General features: G+C 35.2%; 21 protein-coding genes. 10 read left to right on the top strand and 11 right to left on the bottom strand.

The window, feature by feature from the left end; genetic code table 11:
• Nucleotides 1-144: 144 nt before the first annotated feature.
• The 4 genes from sufD to OA86_RS06585 form a co-directional block, all read right to left on the bottom strand.
• On the bottom strand, nucleotides 145-1,464 hold the full coding sequence (sufD, locus tag OA86_RS06600; protein WP_039350737.1) for a Fe-S cluster assembly protein SufD: 1,320 nt from the start codon (nucleotides 1,462-1,464) through the stop codon (nucleotides 145-147).
• Nucleotides 1,465-1,521: 57 nt separating this feature from the next.
• Nucleotides 1,522-2,265, bottom strand: a complete 744-nt coding sequence (gene sufC / locus OA86_RS06595) for a Fe-S cluster assembly ATPase SufC (protein ID WP_039350734.1) — start codon at nucleotides 2,263-2,265, stop codon at nucleotides 1,522-1,524.
• A gap of 128 nt (nucleotides 2,266-2,393) precedes the next feature.
• Nucleotides 2,394-3,851 (bottom strand): Fe-S cluster assembly protein SufB, encoded by a 1,458-nt coding sequence (gene sufB, locus OA86_RS06590; protein ID WP_039350732.1) that lies wholly within the window; start codon nucleotides 3,849-3,851, stop codon nucleotides 2,394-2,396.
• Nucleotides 3,852-3,881: 30 nt separating this feature from the next.
• Entirely contained in the window at nucleotides 3,882-4,211 is a 330-nt protein-coding gene (locus tag OA86_RS06585) for a HesB/IscA family protein (RefSeq protein WP_039350729.1), read from the bottom strand.
• Nucleotides 4,212-4,358: 147 nt separating this feature from the next.
• Between OA86_RS06585 and OA86_RS06580 the strand changes: the two genes are divergently transcribed.
• Entirely contained in the window at nucleotides 4,359-5,174 is an 816-nt protein-coding gene (locus tag OA86_RS06580; RefSeq protein ID WP_039350726.1) for a GLPGLI family protein, read from the top strand.
• Between the two features lie 45 nt (nucleotides 5,175-5,219).
• On the opposite strand, the gene OA86_RS06575 is transcribed toward OA86_RS06580, so the two are convergent.
• A complete protein-coding gene (locus OA86_RS06575) occupies nucleotides 5,220-5,981 on the bottom strand; it encodes a murein L,D-transpeptidase catalytic domain family protein (RefSeq protein WP_039350723.1) in 762 nt (253 codons plus the stop codon).
• Nucleotides 5,982-6,197: 216 nt separating this feature from the next.
• Here OA86_RS06575 and OA86_RS15790 point away from each other — a divergent pair, with 216 nt between their 5' ends.
• The 3 genes from OA86_RS15790 to OA86_RS15270 all read left to right on the top strand — a co-directional run bounded on the left by OA86_RS15790 (nucleotide 6,198) and on the right by OA86_RS15270 (nucleotide 9,769).
• Nucleotides 6,198-6,365 (top strand): hypothetical protein, encoded by a 168-nt coding sequence (locus OA86_RS15790; RefSeq protein WP_169743946.1) that lies wholly within the window; start codon nucleotides 6,198-6,200, stop codon nucleotides 6,363-6,365.
• Between the two features lie 201 nt (nucleotides 6,366-6,566).
• Nucleotides 6,567-9,233: a TonB-dependent receptor domain-containing protein gene (locus tag OA86_RS06565; protein ID WP_039350717.1), complete on the top strand. Its 2,667-nt coding sequence runs from the start codon at nucleotides 6,567-6,569 to the stop codon at nucleotides 9,231-9,233.
• 32 nt (nucleotides 9,234-9,265) lie between these two features.
• Nucleotides 9,266-9,769 carry a hypothetical protein gene (locus OA86_RS15270; RefSeq protein ID WP_052257421.1) on the top strand — a complete coding sequence of 168 codons (504 nt, stop codon included), beginning with the start codon at nucleotides 9,266-9,268 and terminating at the stop codon, nucleotides 9,767-9,769.
• A gap of 73 nt (nucleotides 9,770-9,842) precedes the next feature.
• Here OA86_RS15270 and OA86_RS06555 read toward each other — a convergent pair whose 3' ends face one another.
• A complete protein-coding gene (locus tag OA86_RS06555; RefSeq protein WP_039350714.1) occupies nucleotides 9,843-10,025 on the bottom strand; it encodes a CPXCG motif-containing cysteine-rich protein in 183 nt (60 codons plus the stop codon).
• A gap of 95 nt (nucleotides 10,026-10,120) precedes the next feature.
• Nucleotides 10,121-10,633, bottom strand: a complete 513-nt coding sequence (gene msrB, locus OA86_RS06550) for a peptide-methionine (R)-S-oxide reductase MsrB (protein WP_246008080.1) — start codon at nucleotides 10,631-10,633, stop codon at nucleotides 10,121-10,123.
• A 258-nt stretch (nucleotides 10,634-10,891) separates the two neighbouring features.
• Here msrB and OA86_RS06545 point away from each other — a divergent pair, with 258 nt between their 5' ends.
• A complete protein-coding gene (locus OA86_RS06545) occupies nucleotides 10,892-12,136 on the top strand; it encodes a DUF445 domain-containing protein (RefSeq protein WP_039350711.1) in 1,245 nt (414 codons plus the stop codon).
• Nucleotides 12,137-12,142: 6 nt separating this feature from the next.
• Here the strand turns inward: OA86_RS06545 and OA86_RS06540 are convergent, their stop codons facing one another.
• Nucleotides 12,143-13,153, bottom strand: coding sequence for a quinone-dependent dihydroorotate dehydrogenase (locus OA86_RS06540; protein WP_039350708.1), 1,011 nt, complete (start codon nucleotides 13,151-13,153; stop codon nucleotides 12,143-12,145).
• Between the two features lie 102 nt (nucleotides 13,154-13,255).
• On the opposite strand from OA86_RS06540, the gene OA86_RS06535 reads away from it, so the two are divergent.
• The 4 genes from OA86_RS06535 to OA86_RS06520 all read left to right on the top strand — a co-directional run bounded on the left by OA86_RS06535 (nucleotide 13,256) and on the right by OA86_RS06520 (nucleotide 18,045).
• A complete protein-coding gene (locus tag OA86_RS06535) occupies nucleotides 13,256-13,750 on the top strand; it encodes a hypothetical protein (RefSeq protein WP_039350705.1) in 495 nt (164 codons plus the stop codon).
• Between the two features lie 177 nt (nucleotides 13,751-13,927).
• Complete coding sequence (locus OA86_RS06530) at nucleotides 13,928-15,469, top strand: glycine--tRNA ligase (protein ID WP_039350702.1); 1,542 nt, start codon at nucleotides 13,928-13,930, stop codon at nucleotides 15,467-15,469.
• Nucleotides 15,470-15,572: 103 nt separating this feature from the next.
• Entirely contained in the window at nucleotides 15,573-16,712 is a 1,140-nt protein-coding gene (locus tag OA86_RS06525; RefSeq protein ID WP_039350699.1) for a serine hydrolase domain-containing protein, read from the top strand.
• Nucleotides 16,713-16,824: 112 nt separating this feature from the next.
• Entirely contained in the window at nucleotides 16,825-18,045 is a 1,221-nt protein-coding gene (locus tag OA86_RS06520; RefSeq protein WP_039350695.1) for an aminotransferase class V-fold PLP-dependent enzyme, read from the top strand.
• Nucleotides 18,046-18,146: 101 nt separating this feature from the next.
• On the opposite strand, the gene bcp is transcribed toward OA86_RS06520, so the two are convergent.
• The gene (bcp, locus tag OA86_RS06515) at nucleotides 18,147-18,599 is read right to left on the bottom strand and encodes a thioredoxin-dependent thiol peroxidase (RefSeq protein ID WP_039350692.1); all 453 of its coding nucleotides are present in this window, start codon (nucleotides 18,597-18,599) and stop codon (nucleotides 18,147-18,149) included.
• Between the two features lie 32 nt (nucleotides 18,600-18,631).
• Here bcp and nth point away from each other — a divergent pair, with 32 nt between their 5' ends.
• A complete protein-coding gene (gene nth / locus OA86_RS06510) occupies nucleotides 18,632-19,252 on the top strand; it encodes an endonuclease III (protein WP_039350688.1) in 621 nt (206 codons plus the stop codon).
• 54 nt (nucleotides 19,253-19,306) lie between these two features.
• On the opposite strand, the gene OA86_RS06505 is transcribed toward nth, so the two are convergent.
• Together OA86_RS06505 and OA86_RS06500 are read right to left on the bottom strand one after the other, a co-directional pair.
• Nucleotides 19,307-19,660, bottom strand: a complete 354-nt coding sequence (locus OA86_RS06505) for a response regulator (protein WP_039350685.1) — start codon at nucleotides 19,658-19,660, stop codon at nucleotides 19,307-19,309.
• Between the two features lie 15 nt (nucleotides 19,661-19,675).
• On the bottom strand, nucleotides 19,676-21,925 hold the full coding sequence (locus OA86_RS06500) for a PAS domain-containing sensor histidine kinase (RefSeq protein ID WP_039350682.1): 2,250 nt from the start codon (nucleotides 21,923-21,925) through the stop codon (nucleotides 19,676-19,678).
• Nucleotides 21,926-21,955 lie beyond the last annotated feature (30 nt).

Below are 21,955 nucleotides of genomic sequence, written 5' to 3'. Positions count from 1 at the left end.
CTATTGATGGTTTTGTTTTAATAAACAAACTTTATTTTATCTAAATATTGCGACCCAGCCTGAACGGAGCTCTTTTTTATTGTTGGCTGAGCGAAGTCGAAGACAATAATAAAAAAAGCGGGAGTGGAGGATGGAAAAGTCGCCCTAAAAAATATCTTCAAACGACATATCTACCTCTAACTTTTCTGCCAAAAGTTTTGAGATTTTAACTCTAAGTGGTTCGATATCGATATTTTGCATAGCGTCATTTGCGAAGGCAAACAATAACATTGCTTGTGCTTCATTCTTGGAAATTCCACGTGCACGAAGGTAAAAAAGTGCGTCTTCATTGAGTTGACCAACTGTACAACCATGAGAACATTTCACATCATCTGCAAAGATTTCAAGTTGTGGTTTGCTGTCAATCGTCGCACCTTCATCCAGCAAAATATTGTTGTTTTGTTGATAAGCATTGGTTTTCTGAGCTATTTTATCTACGAAAACTTTACCGTTGAAAACCCCGTGAGATTTGCCTTTGTAGATTCCTTTGTAATTCTGGTAACTCTCGCAATGCGGCGTCTTATGGTGAACTGCAGTGTGATGATCGACCAATTGATCATCGTCGATAATTGTTATTCCGTTCATAAAAGAGTTGATATTTTCTCCGTTGTGAATAAAATCTAAATTATTTCTGACCAATTTCCCACCGAAAGTAAAAGTGTTTACAGTGGTTAAACTATCGCGTTCCTGTTTCGCAAAAGTGTGGTCCATCATGTAAGAAGTGTTGCTGTCATTCTGTAATTTATGCCAATCTGCTTTTGCATTTTGATAGGTGAAAATCTCTGTTACAGAATTTGTGAAGACAAAAGTATCATCAAAATTATGATGACTTTCAATCACTTCAATTTTAGAACCTGATTCTGCAATCAATAAATTACGGGTATTGTAAAACGTGTTTTCGTCTTGATTTTGAGAGATATAGAAGACGTGAATTGGTTTTTGAATCACGACATTCTTTGGAACTTTTAAGAAAAATCCCATTTTGCAATATGCGGTATTTAAATTCGTAAATGCTAAATTTTGATCAGCAATCGAATTAAAATAATTGTCAAAAATATCTTTATGTTTTGGATCATTTAAAGCATAATTAAACGAAAGTAGTTCTACATTTTCAATAGAAATTTTTGATAATTCTTTGTGCAATTGGCCATTAATAAAAACAATCCAGTCGAAGTTTTCTTCGCCTAAGTGCAATTCAGCAATTTGTTCTTTGGAAATTGTATGCGCTTCTTTCGGGAAGAAATTATAATTCTTCTCGGTGATTTCTCTTAAGTTCGTGTATTTATATTCCTCGTCTTTTTTAGTTGGAAAGCCAAAATGAAAGAACTTTTTCAAGGCAGCATTTCGATTTTCATCAAGAAAACGATGTTGAAGCGTATCTAAAAAAGCCGCGTGATTATTTTGTATATTTTCTAATAGAGCCATTGTATTGATTTGAAATTCGACATTTTAAAAGGAAATTTGAGGTTTACAAATTCCAAATTAATTCAAAAGCCAATCGTATCCTTTATCTTCCAATTCTAAAGCAAGCGATTTATCACCGGTTTTGATGATTTTCCCGTCGGCTAAAACATGTACGAAATCTGGCTCGATATAATCTAAAAGTCTTTGATAATGAGTGATTAACAAAACTGCGTTTCCTTCATTTCTAAAAGAATTTACGCCATCTGCAACGATTCTTAAAGCATCGATATCAAGTCCTGAATCGGTTTCATCAAGGATGGCCAACTTGGGATTCAACATCATCATTTGAAAGATCTCATTTCGTTTTTTCTCCCCACCAGAAAATCCTTGGTTGAGTGAACGGTTTAAGAAATCTCTTTTAATACTAAGTTTTTCTGAATTCTCTTTTACTAAAGCCAACATTTCTTTTGCCGACATATTTTCCAAACCTTTTGCTTTTCGGTTTTCGTTAATGGCTGCTTTGATGAAATTGGTTACAGTAACTCCTGGAATTTCTACGGGATATTGAAAAGACATGAAAATTCCTTTGTGAGCTCTTTCTTCCGGAGCATCTTCGATGATATTATTTCCTTCAAAAAGGATTTCACCTTCGGTTACTTCGTATTCTTCTTTTCCGGCAACGACTGAAGCGAGGGTTGATTTTCCTGCTCCGTTTGGTCCCATGATGGCGTGAACTTCACCCGGATTTATTTGTAGATTGATACCCTTTAAGATTTCTGCTCCGTCCTGGATTCTTGCGTGTAAGTTGTTAATTTTTAACATAATGTGAATGAGGTAATTAGATAATAATGTTTAAGTTAATTACTTCGTGTTTTTTTTCTGTTATGATATATAAATTCTTTAAATAAAGTGCGTTATGAAAATTGATGTTCGAATTGAACTAACTAAATTTATCCTACACTTCCTTCCAAAGATATTTCTAATAATTTCTGTGCTTCAATTGCAAATTCCATGGGTAATTTATTCAATACTTCTTTTCCAAAACCGTTTACAATTAATGCAATCGCTTTTTCTGTACTGATTCCCCGTTGGTTACAATAGAAGATCTGATCCTCACCGATTTTTGAAGTGGTCGCTTCGTGCTCGAGTTGTGCGCTCGTGTTTTTAACTTCGATATAAGGGAAAGTATGCGCACCACATTCATTACCCATTAATAAGGAATCACATTGTGAAAAGTTACGCGCTCCTTTTGCGGAAGGCATCATTTTCACTAATCCTCTATACGAATTGTTTGATTTTCCGGCAGAGATTCCTTTAGAAATGATCGTTGATTTGGTATTCTTCCCGATGTGGATCATCTTGGTTCCTGTATCAGCATATTGATGATGATTGGTAACCGCGATGGAATAAAATTCCCCAACTGAGTTATCACCTTTCAATATACAAGATGGATATTTCCATGTTACAGCAGAACCCGTTTCAACTTGCGTCCAGGATATTTTTGCGTTTTTCTCACAAATTCCGCGTTTCGTTACGAAATTGAAAACGCCACCCTTCCCTTCTGAATCTCCAGGATACCAGTTTTGTACGGTTGAATATTTAATTTCAGCATCATCCATCGCAAATAATTCTACTACAGCGGCGTGCAATTGATTTTCATCTCTTGCAGGTGCAGTACAACCTTCGAGGTAGGAAACGTAACTTCCTTCATCCGCGATGAGTAAAGTTCTTTCAAACTGTCCGCTTCCTGATTGGTTAATTCTAAAGTAAGTTGAAAGTTCCATTGGACATTTAATGCTTTTTGGAATATAGCAGAAACTACCGTCGGAAAATACTGCTGAGTTTAAAGCTGCGTAATAGTTATCTCCTCTAGGAACGACTTTACCGATATATTTACGAACCAATTCCGGATAATCTCTGATTGCTTCAGAGATCGCACAGAAAATAATTCCTTTTTCTTTTAATGTTTTTTGGAAGGTCGTTTTTACAGAAACCGAATCAATCACAATATCCATTGCAACTCCTGAAAGTCTTTTTTGCTCTTCAATGTTAATACCCAGTTTCGCAAATGTTTTCAATAATTCAGGATCAACTTCATCTAAACTTGCTAATTCCGGCTTTACTTTTGGTGCTGAATAATATTGAATTGCTTGGAAATCTGGCTTTTCATAAGAAACATTCGCCCAATTTGGTTCTTCCATTTTCAACCAGATTCTGTACGATTCCAAACGCCACTCCGTCATCCATTCCGGTTCTTCTTTTTTTGCAGAAATCATTCGCACAATTTCTTCAGACAAACCGATGGGAAAATCCTCATACTCGATATCTGTCGTAAAACCGTATTCGTATTTTTGATTTTCTAGATCTACTCTTAAATCGTCTTCAGTATATTTTGTAACAGTTGCCATAAATTTAAATTTTGAGCATTAAACCTTCGATTATAATGAGAAACTTTCCCCGCAACCGCAAGTTCTGTTTGCATTCGGATTATTGAACACAAAACCTTTCCCATTCAATCCTCCGGAAAATTCTAATATTGTCCCAGCTAAATAAAGTATTGATTTTTTATCAATAATGATCTTTATACCATTATCTTCAAAAACCTGATCTGACTCTGTTTTTTCATTATCAAATTTCAGAATATATTCCAAACCGGAACAACCGCCGCTTTTAACGCCGACTCTTATATAATCTTCAAAAGGTTTGAAGCCGTCTTCAGTCATTAACTGAATGGCTTTTTCTTTTGCATGATCGCTTACTTTTATCATTGTTTTTATTTAGAATGAATTTAGATTGCAAAATTACTAATAATATAATGAAAATCAAATTTGTAGCCGTATATTTATCTATCTGCTTTATAGACGAAGATTTTAACTTTTTTCTCAATTAATAATCAAAATCTCAAATCAACTTTTATGAAAAAAATAGGAATTTTATTCTTAGGGATCTTTTCTCAAATATTATTTTCACAAGCGACGCGTTTCATATATCAAGTTTCAATGAAACTGGATTCAACGAACCGAAACGATGTGAAAACTGAAATTGCTTACCTGGATATTAACCCAGAAAAATCAATCTTCTACGGTGAAAAGCGGGTTAAAAGGGATTCAATTTTTGGAAGAGCTCGCCAAACCGGAAGTTTTAATTTTGATAGAAGTCAAATGCAAAATTTACGTTCTTATATCGATTTCACTATTGAAAAAGATGGCAAAACAGGAGTAAAAACCTATAACACAAGGATTGCAAGAGACCAGTATTCTTACGAAGAAGACCGACCAATGGAGTGGAAAATTCTTCCTGAAACCGCAAAAATCGGAGAATATAAAACCCAGAAAGCAGAAACATATTTTGCAGGTAGAACTTGGTACGCGTGGTTTACGACAGAAATTCCTTTTCAGGACGGACCTTACAAATTTTCGGGACTTCCGGGATTGATTATAAAAGTAGAAGATTCCAAAAACGACTATTCCTTTGATTTGAAAGAAACTAAAAAAATACCGGAAATGCAGACTTTCACCCAATCCGGTAATTTGGTAAAAGTTAAAAGAAAAGATTTTGAGAAGCAAAATGCTTTATTTAAAAAAGATCCGGTTTCTTTTATGCAGGCTTCAATGACCTCCGGCAGAGGATTTGGACCGACAAGAACTACAGATCCCAATCAAAGAAAACAAATAGAAGACCGCTTGAAAGACGAAGCAAAGAAAAATAACAATCCGATAGAACTGAAATAAATCATAAAAAATCCCGGTTAGCAATTGTTAACCGGGATTTTTATATTAAATATTTTCGTCTGCCTTCAACCATTTCGAGCTCGACAGGTATTGATCGTCTGGATAGTAAATAAAAAGACAATTCTTTCCTTTAATAGTATTGATAATTGGTTCTGCTAAAGCTCTGGGAACTGCAGGACAACCCCAACTTCGACCAATTCTATGTTGTGTTTTGATAAAGTCGTCACTTACATAATCTGCACCGTGCATTACAATTGCGCGTTGTAAAGCGGCATCGTTATATCCGGAATCCATTCCCGATAATTTCAATGAATACCCATTATTTCCGTTATAAGTGCTTTCTGTAATATAAAAACCAAGACTTGTTTGATAAGAACTTTCAGTATTTGAAAATTTTTGCGCAAATTCTTCACCTGTATTTTTTCCGTGCGCAACCAGAGAATTAAAAAGGATTTTCTTTTGATCGAGGTCAATCACCCAAAGTCTTTTCGCAGTTGATGAAATTGAGAAATCACAAATGGTCAATAAATGAGAATCTTCATTTAATTTCCCCGCTTTTTTTAGATTTTCAAAACCACGAAAGGCTTTTAGAAAGACTTCTTGATTTAATATATTGATATTTTCGAAACCGAGAGAAGTATAAATTTCCGTTGCAATTTCTGCGGAGGATTTTTTTTCTGTATTTGAGATTGATTTTGCGGGTTCAACTTTTAGATGAGTTTCTGTATTAATAGTTTTTGAATCAAGGCTGTAAAAGGAAGTTGAAACTAAAAAAACAGAAATTAATGTTAAAAGGACTTTCTTCATTCTATATTATGTTAAATGATTTTGACTTTGCAAAAATACAATTAATTAGCTATCAAGCAATTGAATCGATATTTTTTAACTAAATTTAAGAAGATTTAACACAGTGCTGTTATTCAATTTATATTTATTAATTTTGCAAAAGCATGTCAAGAACTTTGAAAATATTTTTTATTGTTTTGGGATTGAGTATTTTTATTCTTCCCAAACAGATGATTTTTGCTCAAAGTAAAGTGGAATGTTGCGACCAGAAATCAACGAAAGACGATTGCTGCAAAACTGATAAAACAAAAACTTGTCATTCAGAAAATTCAAAAAGTAAGTCTGAAAAAAATAACTGTGGTGATGACTGTACGCAATGTCATTCCTGCTCAGTTCATTTTGTAATTAATTTTATTTCTCCAGAATCAAAAACTTTTCTTACTCAGCGTTTTTACTCACAAAAACTAAGTTTTGAGTACAGAAATTTTTATTTCTCTTCTTCTTTTCAAAACATCTGGCAACCGCCAAAATTAGTTTAATACCTTAAATAACAGCCAAAAGAATGTTCTTTTGGAAACACTTACTGTCATTAAACTTAATTTAAAAATGAAAATTTTATTTAAAAGTCTTGTACTTTTTTCTTTTCTAATTACGTCCTTTCTATTTTCGCAATCCATCACAAAATCTACTTTCCTTGTGAAAGGCGAATGTGCGATTTGTAAAGAAAGGATCGAAACCTCCGCTAAAAAATCAGGCGCAACGACCGCAGTTTGGAATGTTGATTCTCAAAAACTCGATCTGGAATTTGATCCTGCAAAAATTTCAGCAGACCAAATATTAAAAAACATTGCCGAAGTTGGTCACGATAACGAAAAATACACCGCAACAGATGATGTTTACGAAAAACTTCCAAGCTGTTGTCATTACAAAAGAGAACCTTCTCTCCTGAAAAATGATATTTTAGAACAACCTATTAAAAAAGAAAATCAGTATTTCGTTCGCGGAAATTGCAGTTCATGTAAAGCAAGAATTGAAAAGGCTGCTTCAACGGCAGGCGCCGATTCCTCAATTTGGGATCCACAAACTCAGATAGTGACTCTTAATTTTGACCCTTCGAAAACTTCAGCAGACCAAATTTTGAAAAAAATTGCAGAAGTTGGTCATGATAACGAGAAATTTCTGGCGAAAGATGATGTCTATAAAAACCTTCCCGATTGTTGTCTTTATGACCGAACATTACCTTTCGGCGTAAAGAGTTCCTTGGTTCATGACGATGAAAATCCGGAAGCCAAAACTGAAATTGAAGATCATGCAGATCATGTTAATAAATCAATTGAAGAAGTTAAAGTGACCAAATTAGCCGACGCAACTGCGTTGAACAGAAAAGAAACCGGTCTTACCTTCAATATCAACAGCAAAGAATTATTGAAAGCCGCATGTTGTAATTTATCCGAAAGCTTTGAAACCAACGCAACGGTCGATGTTTCCTTTACAAATGCGGTAACAGGAACGAAGCAGCTAAAAATGCTTGGATTAGATCAAAAATATACGTCTCTAACGAAAGAATTATTACCCTCCATTCGTGGTTTAGCTGCGCCTTACGGATTGAATTTAATCCCTGGAAGATGGATTGGCGGAATTCAATTAACCAAAGGAGGAAGCACTGTTGTTAATGGGTATGAAAGCATTACGGGACAAATCAATACTGAACTTTTAAAACTTCAAGATAAACCAGAAACTTCACTGAATGTTTTTGCAGACATCAATGGAAGAGTAGAAACCAATATTACTTCTACCTCGCAACTCAACGAACATTGGAATCAATCGGTTTTACTGCATGGAAACGCCACTTTAGAAAAAAAAGACGCTAATCATGATGGATTTTTAGATCAGCCAATTGGAAATCAAATCAACGCAGCTTATCTCTTGAATTACAATGATTTAGAGCACTCCGGGTTGGGTTCGCATTTCGGAATTAGTTTTGTAAAAGACGAGCGTTTTGGCGGACAAACTGCTTTTGATAAAAAAATTGACCGGTCACAACAAAATGCTTACGGAGTTGGGATCAATCTTTCCCGATTTGAGATCTGGAATAAAACCGGCTATATTTTCAAAGGCAAACCTTACCAAAGTATTGGGTGGATGAACCAGTTTACGACACATCAACAGGATAGTTTTTTTGGTCAGCGGAATTATTTTGGGAATCAAAATACGTTCTACTCTAATTTAATTTTTGAAAGTATTATTGGAAATACGAATAATAAATTCAAAACTGGAGCGAGTTTTTTATATGATCAATATGACGAAGATTATCTGACTCAAAATTATAAAAGAACAGAAACCGTTCCCGGAGTATTTTTCGAATATACTTTGACAGGAGTGAAATACACTTTGGTAGCAGGAGTTCGAACCGATTTTCACAATTTAGCAGGAACACAATTTACACCGCGAGTCAACTTTAAATATGATCTAACTCCTAAAACAATTCTTCGGCTTTCTGCAGGAAGAGGTTTTAGAACTGCGAATATTTTTGCGGAAAGTCAGCAATATTTCGGATCAAACCGACAAATTGAGATTTTAGGAAACGGCGGGAAAATTTATGATTTAAAACCAGAGATTGCCTGGAATTACGGCGCAAGTCTTCAACAGGAATTCAAATTATTTAATCGAAAAGCAAGCTTAGTTGCAGATTTTTTTAGAACAGATTTCCAAAATCAAGTTTTGACAGATTTGGATGTTTCGCCACAGAAATTGGTTTTTTATAACCTTAATGGAAAATCTTTTGCCAATAGTTTTCAAACGCAACTTGATCTGATTCCTTTAAAAAATTTAGAAGTTAGATTAGCTTATAAATATTACGATGTTCAAGCAGATTTCATCGGTGGGAAGAGAGAAATTCCATTTATGGCTAAAAACAGAGGATTTTTCAATGCTTCCTATTCTACAGAAAAAACAGAAAAAGGAGCATTCTGGAGTTTTGATTCTACGCTTCAATTAATTGGAAAACAGAAACTTCCAAACCTTAATTCTAATCCTGCAGAATACAGATTACCGGAATTCTCTAAAAGCTACACCACTCTTAATGCGCAGATTGCCAGAAACTTTAATAAAAACATTCGTGCTTATGTGGGTGGTGAAAATTTGACAGGTTACACGCAGAACAATCCTATTATCGATCCACAGAATCCTTTCGGAAATTACTTTGATGCAGGAATGGTTTACGCACCAATTATGGGCGCAAATGTATATTTCGGTCTTGATTTTAAGTTTTAATAAAAATCCTTACTTTTGAAAAAATAGAAATTATGAAAATACTTCCGTTAATAATAGCAAGTGCGGCACTTGTTTACTCGTGCGATAAAAAAGAATCAACTTCAAAAGAAAATTCAGAAATAACCGCACCGAAAACTGATTCTGCAAATGGTACAGCAACTGCTTCGGCAAATGTCATCGATCAAAACGCAGAATTAGTTGCACAAGTTCCTGCGAATGCAGTTGCAGCAAATACTCCCAGAGAAAAACCGGCTTTGAATCCTGAACACGGACAACCTTATCACCGCTGCGAAATTCCTGTGGGAGCACCTATTGACAGTGCGCCTCAACAAAATGCTGCGCCACAAGTTGCTTCACCGCAAATGCAAACTGGTAATACCAATTTTAATACAAATCCAATTTCACCATCAATGTCTGGTCCGGTTGCTACACCAGTTTCTGAACCGCAGGCAACAGGTCCGAAACCTGCATTAAATCCAGCACATGGCGCACCTCATCACCGATGTGACTTACAGGTTGGTGCACCTTTGACATAAATATTTTTAAATTTTAAACATAAAAAAATGCAGCGTAAATGGCTGCATTTTTTGTTTTTAAATCTCTAAAAATTTATTGCTCAATATCCCGCGCTTCAAATCCAACCAGCTCTTCACCTTCAAAACTTACCTGCAATTCTATAGGATTGCAGCAAACTTCGCAGTCTTCTATGTACGTTTGATTAGAAACGGAGGGATCCAACAAGGCGGAAATTTCTTCCCAACAGTAGGGACAGGTATAAAAATGTTCTAACATGATCTAAGAATTAATTGTAGACAATTTTCACCAATCCAAATAAAAATTGCTCAAAGAAAATCCGTCGTTGAGCAATATTATTTTGAAGGCGATTGTTATTTCGCAGCTGTTTTACTATCTGCCACAAAATCTAAGCTGACAGAATTCATACAGAAACGTGTTCCTGTTGGCGGCGGACCATCATTGAAAACGTGGCCTAAATGTGAATCACAACGTTTGCAAAGGACTTCAGTTCTTTCCATTCCGTAAGTGGAATCTCTTTTATAAATAACTCCGTCTTTCTCGGCTTCAAAAAAACTTGGCCATCCGCAAGTTGATGAAAATTTTGAGTCTGAACGGAAAAGATGATTTCCGCAAACTGCGCAGTAATATTCACCCAACGCGTCGAAATTATTATATTTTCCCGTTCCCGGTCTTTCAGTTTCAGCTTCACGTGAAACTGCATAAACTTCTGGACTTAGAATTTTTTTCCATTCAGAATTAGGAACGTTTAGTTTCGTATGGTCTGTTCTGGAATAATATGGATTGTTTTTTGAAGTTGAATTTTCCATTGACTTTGATTTTTCGGTTGAGTTCGATTTTTGCGGTTGTTTAACTTGTGAACACATCTGCATAGAGATACAGAATAGTAGAAAGACTAGTGGTTTCATAAATGTTGACATTATTTTATATTTTAATTTGAATTACTAAAAATCTTTTAAATCAATGTTTCTTAATTTAAAAGAGTAAGTGATACCAAATAAAATACGATTTTTGAGTACAAAAGGTTTGCCATGAATGAAGTAAATTTCTCTTTTATTAAAGCGAAAAACAAATAAATCAGATGTTACCTCCTGAAAAAATTTAAAATTCACTAATTTGGCTGAATGAACGACGAACAGAAAAAACGACAACTACGGAATTATAAAATGTTTGCCACAGGACTTTTTGTTTTGATGGCAATTCTATTTGTAGTCATGACGATTTTGGAAAAGAAAAATCATGCGCACTGGATCGGTTATATCCGGGCTTTTTCGGAAGCTGCGATGGTCGGAGCTTTAGCAGACTGGTTTGCGGTGACTGCCCTTTTCAATTATCCACTCGGAATAAAAATCCCACACACGAATTTAATTGAAAACAGCAAGGAACGAATTGGGGATAATCTGGGAAATTTTGTGGTTGAGAATTTCTTGTCGCCACAAAATATTCGACCTTATATTCAGAAAATTAAGATCTCAAATTTCGTGGGAGACTGGCTTTCGAAAGAACGGAATCAGGAAAATTTAATGAAAGAGGTTTCCACAATTATTTTAGACATTTTAAATAAACTCGATGATACCGAAGTGGTAAATTTCATTGGTAAAAAGGCAAAAGAAATGTCTAATGATTTGAAAATTAACGAAATTATCGGAAACGGAATTGAATATATTCTCGATAAAAAAGACCATCAAAGATTCATCACCAATCTTTCCAAACAGATCAAGGATTATGTTTTAAATAACCAGGAAATGGTTAAAAACAGAGTTAAAAAAGAAAGTTATTTTTTGGTTCCAAAGTTTGTAGATGACGGTATCGCTGATAAGATCACGAAAGGTCTGTCTAAATATTTTGAAGAAGTTGAGTTGGATGAAGACCATCCTTTAAGAAATGAGATCACTGAGAAACTCTATTCTTTTTCTACAGAAATTAAAACGGAGGAAAAATGGGTTGAAGAATTCAGAGACATTAAAAACGATTTTTTGAAAGAAGAAAAAATTAATCAATACTCCACAGACATCTGGAATTCTATCAAGAAATCTTTAACGAAAGAATTAGAAGAACAAAATTCTACTTTAAAAAATTACATCCAAAGAAATCTTGCGGAACTTTCTCAAAATTTAAAAACCGACGAGAAATTTCAGAATAAGATCGACCATTGGATTCGGGTAACTGCCTACAAATATATTTTAAAAAATACGCATCAATTTGGAGCATTGATCAGTTCTACCGTCGGAAACTGGGAAGGAAAACAGCTGAGCGAAAAACTGGAACTCGAAGTCGGAAAAGATCTGCAGTTTATCCGTGTGAATGGAACAATTGTGGGCGGTTTGGTCGGATTGGTAATTTATACAGTGGCAAATTTTTTCATTTAGAAACTGTTACAAACCTTTCTCCAAAATCTTTTTATTAATCTCCCGAATCAATTCCGGTCCTTCGTAAATAAATCCGGTATACAATTGCACTAAACTGGCTCCAGCTTCGAGTTTTTCTAAAGCATCTTCCGCCGAATGAATTCCACCAACGCCGATAATTGGAAACGCTTTTCCGCTTTTTTCGGATAGAAATCGAATAACTTCTGTGGATCTTTTTGTTAAAGGTTTCCCGGAAAGTCCGCCTGTTTCTTCTTTATTTTCTGAACTTAAATTTTCCCGTGAAAGCGTGGTGTTCGTTGCAATTACGCCCGCAATTTGGGTTTCTTTTATTATATCAATAATATCTAAAAGTTGACTATCACTTAAGTCTGGCGCAATTTTGAGAAGAATTGGCTTTGGATTTTTCTTCGTTAAATTTAATTGCTGCAAAGTTCCGAGCAATTTTGTTAAAGGTTCTTTGTCTTGAAGTTCACGCAGATTCGGCGTATTCGGCGAACTTACATTCACTACAAAATAATCGACAACTGGAAATAATTTCTCGAGACAAATGATATAATCATTAACCGCTTCTTCATTTGGAGTAATCTTATTTTTACCAATATTTCCACCGATCAAGACGTTTTTATTCTTCTTCAATCGTTCTACCGCCGCATCTACTCCACCATTATTAAAACCCATTCGGTTGATGATTGCAGAATTATCTTTTAAACGAAACAATCGTTTTTTAGGATTTCCTTCCTGTGCTTTCGGTGTCAAAGTTCCTATTTCTACAAAGCCAAATCCAAGGTCTGAAAGTTCATTAAACATTTTAGCGTCTTTATCAAATCCTGCTGCTAAACCAACCGGATTTTTAAACTTTAAACCGAAAACTTCTCTTTCCAGTCTTTTATCTTCAATTGGTTTTGGCAGAAAAATTTTTGCAAGAAAAGGGAATTTCTTTAAAATAGAAAAAGTAAAATAATGAACTTCTTCAGGATCAAATTTGAAAAGTATTGGACGAATAAAGGATTTGTACATGAAAAAAGAGTTTGACAAATATAAGAAATTCAAATATTTTATGAAGGTTGAAAAAAACGATCAGGTTCAAATAATTTTGATATTTTAGCAAAAAAAGATATTATGAATAAAATTCTACTTTTAGGTGGAATGCTTTGCTTTCAAAGTTTATTTTCCCAAGTTGCCTTATCTGGTAATAAATTAATAAAAGATGGTAAGACTTATAAAATGTATCAATATGAGCAGGTTTTCCAAAAGTCAGAAGCGCTTGAAAATATGAAAAAGGCCAGATCCAATAACACGATAGCCAGTATTTTAGGGTTTGGTGGCGGAATATCTCTCGGATTTGGGATTGCTCAACTTATTGCTCATGGAAAAACGAGAACAGCTTATGACATTTTCGGAAATCCATACACTATTAAACCTGATAATAACGATGCTTGGATATTAATAGGTGCGGGTGCTGGATTAATCGTAATCGCAATTCCTCTTTCGGCCGCTGGTAAGAAAAAAGTGGATCAGGCAATTCGAATCGAGAATGGAGAAACCACTTCTTTTAAACCTTATTTTAAAATTGAAAATTCGGGTAATGGTTTGGCTTTGAGTTATAATTTTTAAAGAGATTTTTTATGAATATAAATAAACCTTTCATTTAACTCCGAATCTAAAATAGCCCTGAGTGAAGCGACATCCTTTTGCACAGTTGGAACGGAGCAAAAGATATAGCGTAAAGCAGGTTTCCGGCTCCCAAAAAATAGAATAAAATTCCCTATTTTTGCACAAATTCTAAAAAAGATGGCTAAACAGGAAGATGTTTTCAAAAAAATAATTTCGCACGCAAAAGAATATGGTTTTATTTTTCCTTCGAGTGAAATTTATGACGGTCTTTCGGCGATTTACGATTATGGACAAAATGGAGCGGAACTGAAAAACAATATTAAACAATATTGGTGGAAAGCAATGGTGCAGCTCAATGATAACATTGTGGGAATTGACACTGCGATTTTCATGCATCCAACGATCTGGAAAGCTTCCGGCCACGTCGATGCTTTTAATGATCCTTTGATCGATAATAAAGATTCGAAAAAACGGTTCAGAGCAGATGTTTTAATTGAAGATTACTGCGCAAAATTAGAAGATAAAGCGGATAAAGAAATTGAGAAAGCTGCCAAAAGATTTGGTGAAGCTTTCGATAAAAAAGAATTTGAATCTACAAATCCACGCGTTTTAGAATATAGAGAAAAACAGAAAACGATTCTTTCCAGAATGGCGCAATCTCTTGAAAAAGAAGATCTTGGCGATGTGAAAGCATTAATTGAAGAATTAGAAATTGCCGATCCAGATACGGGTTCTAAAAACTGGACGGATGTTCGTCAATTCAACTTGATGTTCGGAACGAAATTAGGCGCTTCTGCAGATTCTGCTACCGATTTATATTTAAGACCGGAAACTGCACAGGGAATATTCGTGAACTTTTTAAATGTTCAGAAAACTTCCCGTCAGAAATTACCTTTTGGAATTGCTCAGATCGGAAAAGCCTTTCGGAATGAGATCGTTGCGAGACAGTTTATTTTCAGAATGCGGGAATTTGAACAGATGGAAATGCAATATTTTGTACCTCCGGGAACTGAATTAGGTTTCTATGAAACCTGGAAAGAGAAACGTTTGAACTGGCATTTGGCTTTAGGTTTAGGCTCTGAAAATTATAAGTTCCATGATCACGAAAAATTGGCGCATTACGCAAATGCAGCTTCCGATATTGAATTTAAATTTCCTTTTGGATTTAAAGAACTGGAAGGAATCCACTCCCGAACCGATTTTGATTTAAGTGCTCATGAAAAACATTCAGGAAGAAAATTACAGTATTTCGATGCTGAAAGAAATGAAAACTACGTTCCTTATGTTGTTGAAACTTCGGTTGGTTTAGACCGTTTGTTCCTCGCGATTTTCTCAAACTGTTTGAAAGACGAAGTTTTAGAAGACGGTTCAGAACGAACAGTGCTTTCGCTTCCGCCAGCTTTAGCTCCATATAAAGCTGCAATTTTACCTTTAATGAAAAAAGATGGTTTGGCGGAATATGCTCAAACTATTTTTAATGATTTGAAATATGATTTCAATTTATTCTACGAAGAAAAAGATGCGATCGGAAAACGGTACAGACGTCAGGATGCGATCGGAACACCTTTCTGTATTACGATCGACCACGATTCTTTAACCGACAATACGGTAACTTTAAGAGACAGAGATACGATGAAACAGGAAAGAGTTGCTGTTGCAGATCTGCGCAGAATTATCGACGAGAAAACGAATTTCAGAAACTTACTTTCTAAGATTTAAGATTTTAAAAAATATTATTAATAAAAAGTTCCGGAGAAATCTGGAACTTTTTTCTTTCTAGACATTACCATTAATATGATTAAATTTGTTTCAAAGATTTGAAATGTTTAGAAAATTTCTGAAAGGAACCTTAGTAGTTTCTGCTGCGTTAATAGCACTTTCTTATACGTTTGGCTACAGTTATTTGTTCAAAGGAATTCGCGAAACTTATTTGCGCGGAGAGACGGGCTCCAACATTAATGATGGAACTTATTTTCCCTCACACACCGTTGCAAAAGGACAATCTATTCCCTGGAAAAAAGATTCTGCTTATAATAAAAATGCTTTGCCGAAAGCTTTAGTTGAAGATTTGAAGAAATCAAAAACGGCTTCCTTTTTAGTTATAAAAAACGGAAAACTCTTGCATGAGGAATATTGGGACGGCTTTAATCAAACCTCAAAGACCAATTCTTTTTCGATGGCAAAAGCCGTGACCGTAATGCTTGTGGGGAAAGCGATTGAACAGAAAAAAATCAAAGGCTTTGATGAGAAATTCGCTGCTTTTTTTCAAAATTATAATAACGTACAATTCGGAAAATATTTAACGCTCAATAATTTAGCAGAAATGGAAGCCGGATTAAACTGGAATGAAGATTATAACAATCCTTTTCTTCCCAATGCGAAAGCCTATTACGGCAAATCCTTGGAAGAATCAGTTCTTCTGCGTGGATTTAAAGATCAACCCGGAACAAAGTTCGAATATCAATCAGGTGCAACGCAGCTTTTGGGTTTTGCCTTGAGAAAATCAATCAATAAAACGATAGCGGAATATGCCTCTGAAAATTTATGGCAACCGCTTGGAATGGAACAAAACGCAGAGTGGAATACCGATGATTTCGGTATGGAAAAAACGTTTTGCTGTCTCAATTCCAGTTCAAGAGATTTTGCGAAACTCGGCCAGCTCTTTTTGAATGACGGTAAATTTGATGGTAAGCAAATCCTTAATTCAAATTTTATAGAAGCGATGCGAACACCAACCAAATTGTCAAACGAAGCTTATGGAATGGGTCTCTGGATCAATAACGATTCCCCGATCAAGCATTATTATTTCCGGGGAATTTATGGACAATATATCATCATCATTCCAGAAAAACAAATAATCATCGTACGCACAGGAATGGATAAAAGGGAAACTTTCGATGAGAAGCACCGTCCGAAACAAGTCGCGCTCTACGTAGATGAAGTGGTGAAAAATTTTAATTAAAGAGCGACAAACCGCTGTTATTTAATAGTCTTCTTCTATATTACTAAAAGTTTTTTGATGTGGATTATTCAATTTAAAATTCCGTAAATTTGAAGGATTCTAAATAAGAAACATGTTCGACATTCAAAATATTCGCAGCCAATTTCCTATTCTTTCTCAAAAAGTAAACGGTAAGGATTTGGTTTACCTCGATAACGCCGCAACTTCTCAAAAACCTATTTCCGTGCTGAAGAGTTGGGAAAAATATTATTCTGAAATCAACGCGAATGTTCATCGTGGAATCCACACTTTGAGTCAGTTAGCGACTGAGGAAATGGAAGTTTCCCGACGAAAAATTCAAAAATTCATTAATGCGAAAAATGATTTCGAAGTTATTTTTACGAAAGGAACAACGGAAGGAATTAACCTCATTGCTTATGCAATCACGAATTTGATTAAGAAAGATGACGAAATCATTATTTCATATTTAGAGCATCATTCGAATATTGTTCCCTGGCAAATGCTTTGTGAAAGAACCGGCGCAAAACTGAAAGTAATTCCGATGGATGTAAACGGAATTCTTCAACTCGATTTTCTTGATAAAAATTTAAGTGAAAAAACAAAGATCGTTTCTGTTAATCAGGTTTCAAACGCTTTAGGTGTTATTAATCCAATAGAAGAAATTATCGCAAAAACCAGAGCGAATTCAAACGCTATGATTGTGATTGATGGCGCTCAATCTGTGCCCCATTTTAAAATTGATGTGCAGAAAATGGATTGCGATTTCTTTGTGTTTTCGGGACATAAAATCTACGCTCCGATGGGAACGGGAATTCTTTATGGCAAGGAAGAAATTTTGAGAAAAATTCAGCCTTTTCACGGTGGTGGAGAAATGATCACAACGTGTTCTTTTGAAAAAACAACTTATGCAGATCTGCCTTTTAAATTTGAAGCCGGAACTCCAAATGTGGGTGGAAATATCGCTTTAGGAGCAGCGATCGATTTCATGGAAAAAATAGGTCAGAAGGATATTCAATCTCACGAAAGTGCTTTGCTTGATTATGCACAGAAAAAATTATTAGAAATTGACGGTCTTAAAATTTATGGTGAAAAAGCCAACAGAACTGGCGTTGTTTCTTTCAATCTCGAAGGAGTTGGGATCGCTTCTGATGTCGGAATGATTCTGGATAAACTCGGGATCGCTGTGAGAACTGGTCATCATTGCACTCAACCCATTATGGAATTTTTCAATATCGCCGGAACGGTTCGCGCAAGTTTTGCGGTTTACAACACTTTTGAAGAAATTGATATTCTGGCAGAAGGTGTGAAAAAAGCCCAGAAGATGCTATCATAAATAAGAAAACTTCAAAGAAGTAAAATTAATTTCTATAAAAAAATGCCACGAATGCACGAACCAAATTATTCATGAATTCGTGGCATTTTAATTTTTGTTTTTTAGGAATTTTCTAAAATCTGTTTCGCAGCTTCTTTGGTTTTTACTTTATCGATTACGCGAATACAAATTCCGTTTTCATCAAAAATAAAAGTTGTTCGCACAATTCCCATGAATTCTTTTCCCATGAATTTTTTCAGTTGCCAAACTCCAAATTTTTCAATAATATCTTTGTTTTCATCAGCAATTAAAGGATATTGAAAGCCAAATTTTTCATGAAATTTCTTTTGTGCCGTTACTGAATCAGCGGAAACTCCCAGCAATTGATAGCCTTCTTTTTTAAGAATTGAAATATTGTCGTTTAAGTCGCATGCTTCTGCAGTACAACCAGGTGTATTTGCTCTTGGATAAAAGAAAATAATCAATTTGTTTCCTGAAAAATCAGTTGACTTTACGGTTTCTCCGTCTTGATTCACACTTTCCAATTCTGGTAATTTATCGCCTACTTTCAACATAATGTTTAATTTTGTTCAAATTTAACTTTAAAATGACAAAAAAGCAAAGAGCAAAAATTGTAATGACCGAACTGGAAAAATTATATCCTGAAGTTCCGATTCCGCTTGATCATCATGATCCATTTACACTTCTGGTTGCTGTTGCACTTTCGGCGCAAACGACCGATAAAAAAGTAAATCAGATTTCGCCAAAACTTTTTGAAGTTGCAGGTAATCCATTTACAATGAAGGATCTAGAAGTCGAGGAAATTAAATTTTTAATCAAAGAAATTGGTCTTGCCAATACGAAAGCGAAGAATCTAAAAAGAATGGCAGAACTTCTGGTAGAAAGACATGATGGAATTGTGCCACAGACTTTTGAAGAACTCGAAAATCTTCCCGGAGTTGGTCACAAAACTGCTTCCGTGGTGATGAGTCAGGCTTTTGGTGTTCCTGCTTTCCCCGTTGACACTCACATTCATCGGTTGATGACGCAATGGAAATTAACTTCCGGAAAAAATGTGGTCGAAACTGAAAATGATGCGAAGAAACTTTTTCCGCGAGAAACCTGGAACAAATTACACTTGCAAATTATTTTTTATGGCAGAGAATATTCTCCTGCGAGAGGGAATAAAGAGAGAGAGTTTTTGCAGAAAATGCTGTTTGTTGACTGATAAAAAAAGAAATAAAACGCTATGAATTGCGATTTAAAAGGAGTGAAAATTCAATTATTTCAACAGAAATTCTACTTTACTCACCAGATCATCAATTTCAAAAGGTTTGGTTAAAAAATCATCGACACCAGCTTTTTCACTCAGTTTTTTTGCATCAGGATGTGCAGACATCATCATAATTTTGATGCTTTCTGTCTCGGCATTTCCCTTAATTTCCTTTGTTAAAGTTCGTCCATCGTAACCCGACATGAGCAAATCGGTAATGATCAGCTTCGGTTTATGATCTTTAATAATACTGCTGAACTGCAATGGGTTAAAACATGATTCTACATCGTAACCTTCTGAAAGAAGAATATTTTCGATAAGCTGACAAATGTCCTTATTATCATCTACCACCAAGATTTCCATAATTATATTTAGTTTTTAGTTTATTAGTTTTTTTTCTAAGGGTAGGAAGAAACAGAATTTGCTTCCTTCGTCTTTTATGCTTTCTACTCTAATTTTTCCATCGTGTCTTTCCAGAATATCTTTTACGATAAAGAGACCAATTCCGAAGCCGGGAAATGTTTCTTCATCATCACCAGAAACCCGGTAAAAACGTTCGAAAATTTTGTTTAATTCCTCTTTATCCATTCCAATTCCGAAATCTTCTACCGAAACAACAGCATAATCTTCGTCGACAGAAAGCTCTACATTGACGACTTTCGAGGACGGAGAATATTTAATGGCATTGGTCAAAAGATTATTTAAAACCTGTGTGATTCGGTCTTTATCCGCGTAAACTTCAATATCTGAAGGATGTTTCAGTTCAAAATTTATTTGATGACTTTGTTCGGAAGCTTTAATATCCTCGATTGTTTCCGTCACCAAACCTACGAGAGAAAATTTTTTCTTATTTAAAGGTAAATTTCCTGTTTCCATACGGGAAATATCCAAAAGATCGCCAATCAAAATATTAAGTTTATTGACCTGATTTTCAATAGTATTTAAAGAATTAACCAAAAATTTATCGTCAGAATCTCCACGCATTTTTTTGAGCAACTGCACATAGCCTTTTATGGTGGTGACCGGAGTTTTCAGTTCATGATTCGCCATTTTGATGAAATCATTCTTCTGTTTTTCCTGTCGCTTCATGTCATCGATGTCTGTACTCGTTCCGACCCATTTTTTTATTTCTCCAGACTCATCCAATTCCGGAAAAGCACGACTCAAAAACCAGCGATAGTGACCATCTTTGTTCCGAAATCGGTGCTCAAAAAAGAAAGGTTTTTTGCTTCGGATACTTTTAGCCCAAAGACGTCTGTTTTCCTGCTGTTCATCGGGATGCACAATTTTAAGCCAGCCATCTCCTTCAAGAAATTCATTATAATCCTTACCCGAATAATCCATGGTGGCTTTATTAAAATAAGTGAGTTGTCCATCTTTTTCCCCGATCCAAACAATTTGCGGTATTGCATCTGCTAAAAAGCGGTATTTTTTCTCGCTGTCCTTTATATTTTTTTCGTAATTTTTATTTTCAGTAATATCGCGAATGGTTCCTGAAACATAAGCTTTGCGCCCATCGATCGGTTCCAGAAGTCTTCCATAGATCTCAATCCATTTTTCAGTTCCGTCCCGAAGAACAACCTTCGTTTGATAAAAAAGATCTCCGGTCTCCTTTGCCTCTTCTAACGCATCCAGTCTCTGTTTAACGAAGTTTTTGTGAATGTGTTTTTCAAAAACTTCCGAACATATAGTTTCTGTTCGGAAATCATATCCCAGAATTTCTAAAAAACGATGCGAAAAATTATATTTCTTTTGAGTTTCAAAATCCATATCAAACCTGCCCAATTTACTTGCATCCATTGCAGTATTGAGTTGATGATGGCTTTGCTGTAAAAGGATCTCACTGGTTTTTCTCTGCGTAATGTCCTGCATAACGCCCACCATTCTGCTCGGTTCTCCTTCATAGTCGAAAAAAACTTTACCGTTAGTCGAGATCCATTTCTCATTTCCACTTTTGTCAATGAGCCGGGCTTCATATTGATAGACTCCCGTTTTCAAAGCTTCATCGAAAGCTTTTTCTACGATATTGATACGATCATCATCTGAAAGATGTTGACGCATTTTTTCATGAGAAATTTGCTCACCTTTTATGTAGCCAAAAATTTTTGATAAATAAGGAGAATGAATGATATCAAGGGTTTTCAGATTGAGATCCCAAGTTGCGGTATGTGAACTTTCGGTGGCGAGACGAAGCCGTTCTTCGTCATTTTTAATTTTATTTCTGGTCGTAACCAAATCTGTAACTTCGATAACAACCGATGCAAAATACTGCAATTCGCCGGTTTCGCTATAAATCGGTTGATAAACAAAATTGAAAAAAACATCTTGAAGCAAGCCTTCTCTCTGCAGTTTGATATTTTGTTCAGGTGCGTAAAAAGGTTCTTTGGTATTTTTTACATTGTCAAAAATAGAAAGTAAATATTCTTCAGTTTCCGGAAAAATATCAAAAATTCGTCTTCCCAAAACATCATGTTTTTCCTTCTGAACAATTTTCAGCCAGGCTTCATTTGCGAATTCGAAAACATAATCTTCGTTGATCAGCGAAAAACCAAAAGGTGTTTTTTGCAAAACATTTTCCAGTACGTTTTCTTTATTTTGAAAAAGAGAAAGCAATCCATTTTCGTGCATCTACCAGTGTTTTTTTTGGAAGAGTAAAAA

Origin of the sequence: Kaistella jeonii (assembly GCF_000812865.1) — a bacterium.
Taxonomy (GTDB): domain Bacteria; phylum Bacteroidota; class Bacteroidia; order Flavobacteriales; family Weeksellaceae; genus Kaistella; species Kaistella jeonii.
The sequence above is the reverse complement of the archived record's forward strand: the minus strand, read 5'-3'. Positions and strand labels throughout refer to the sequence as shown.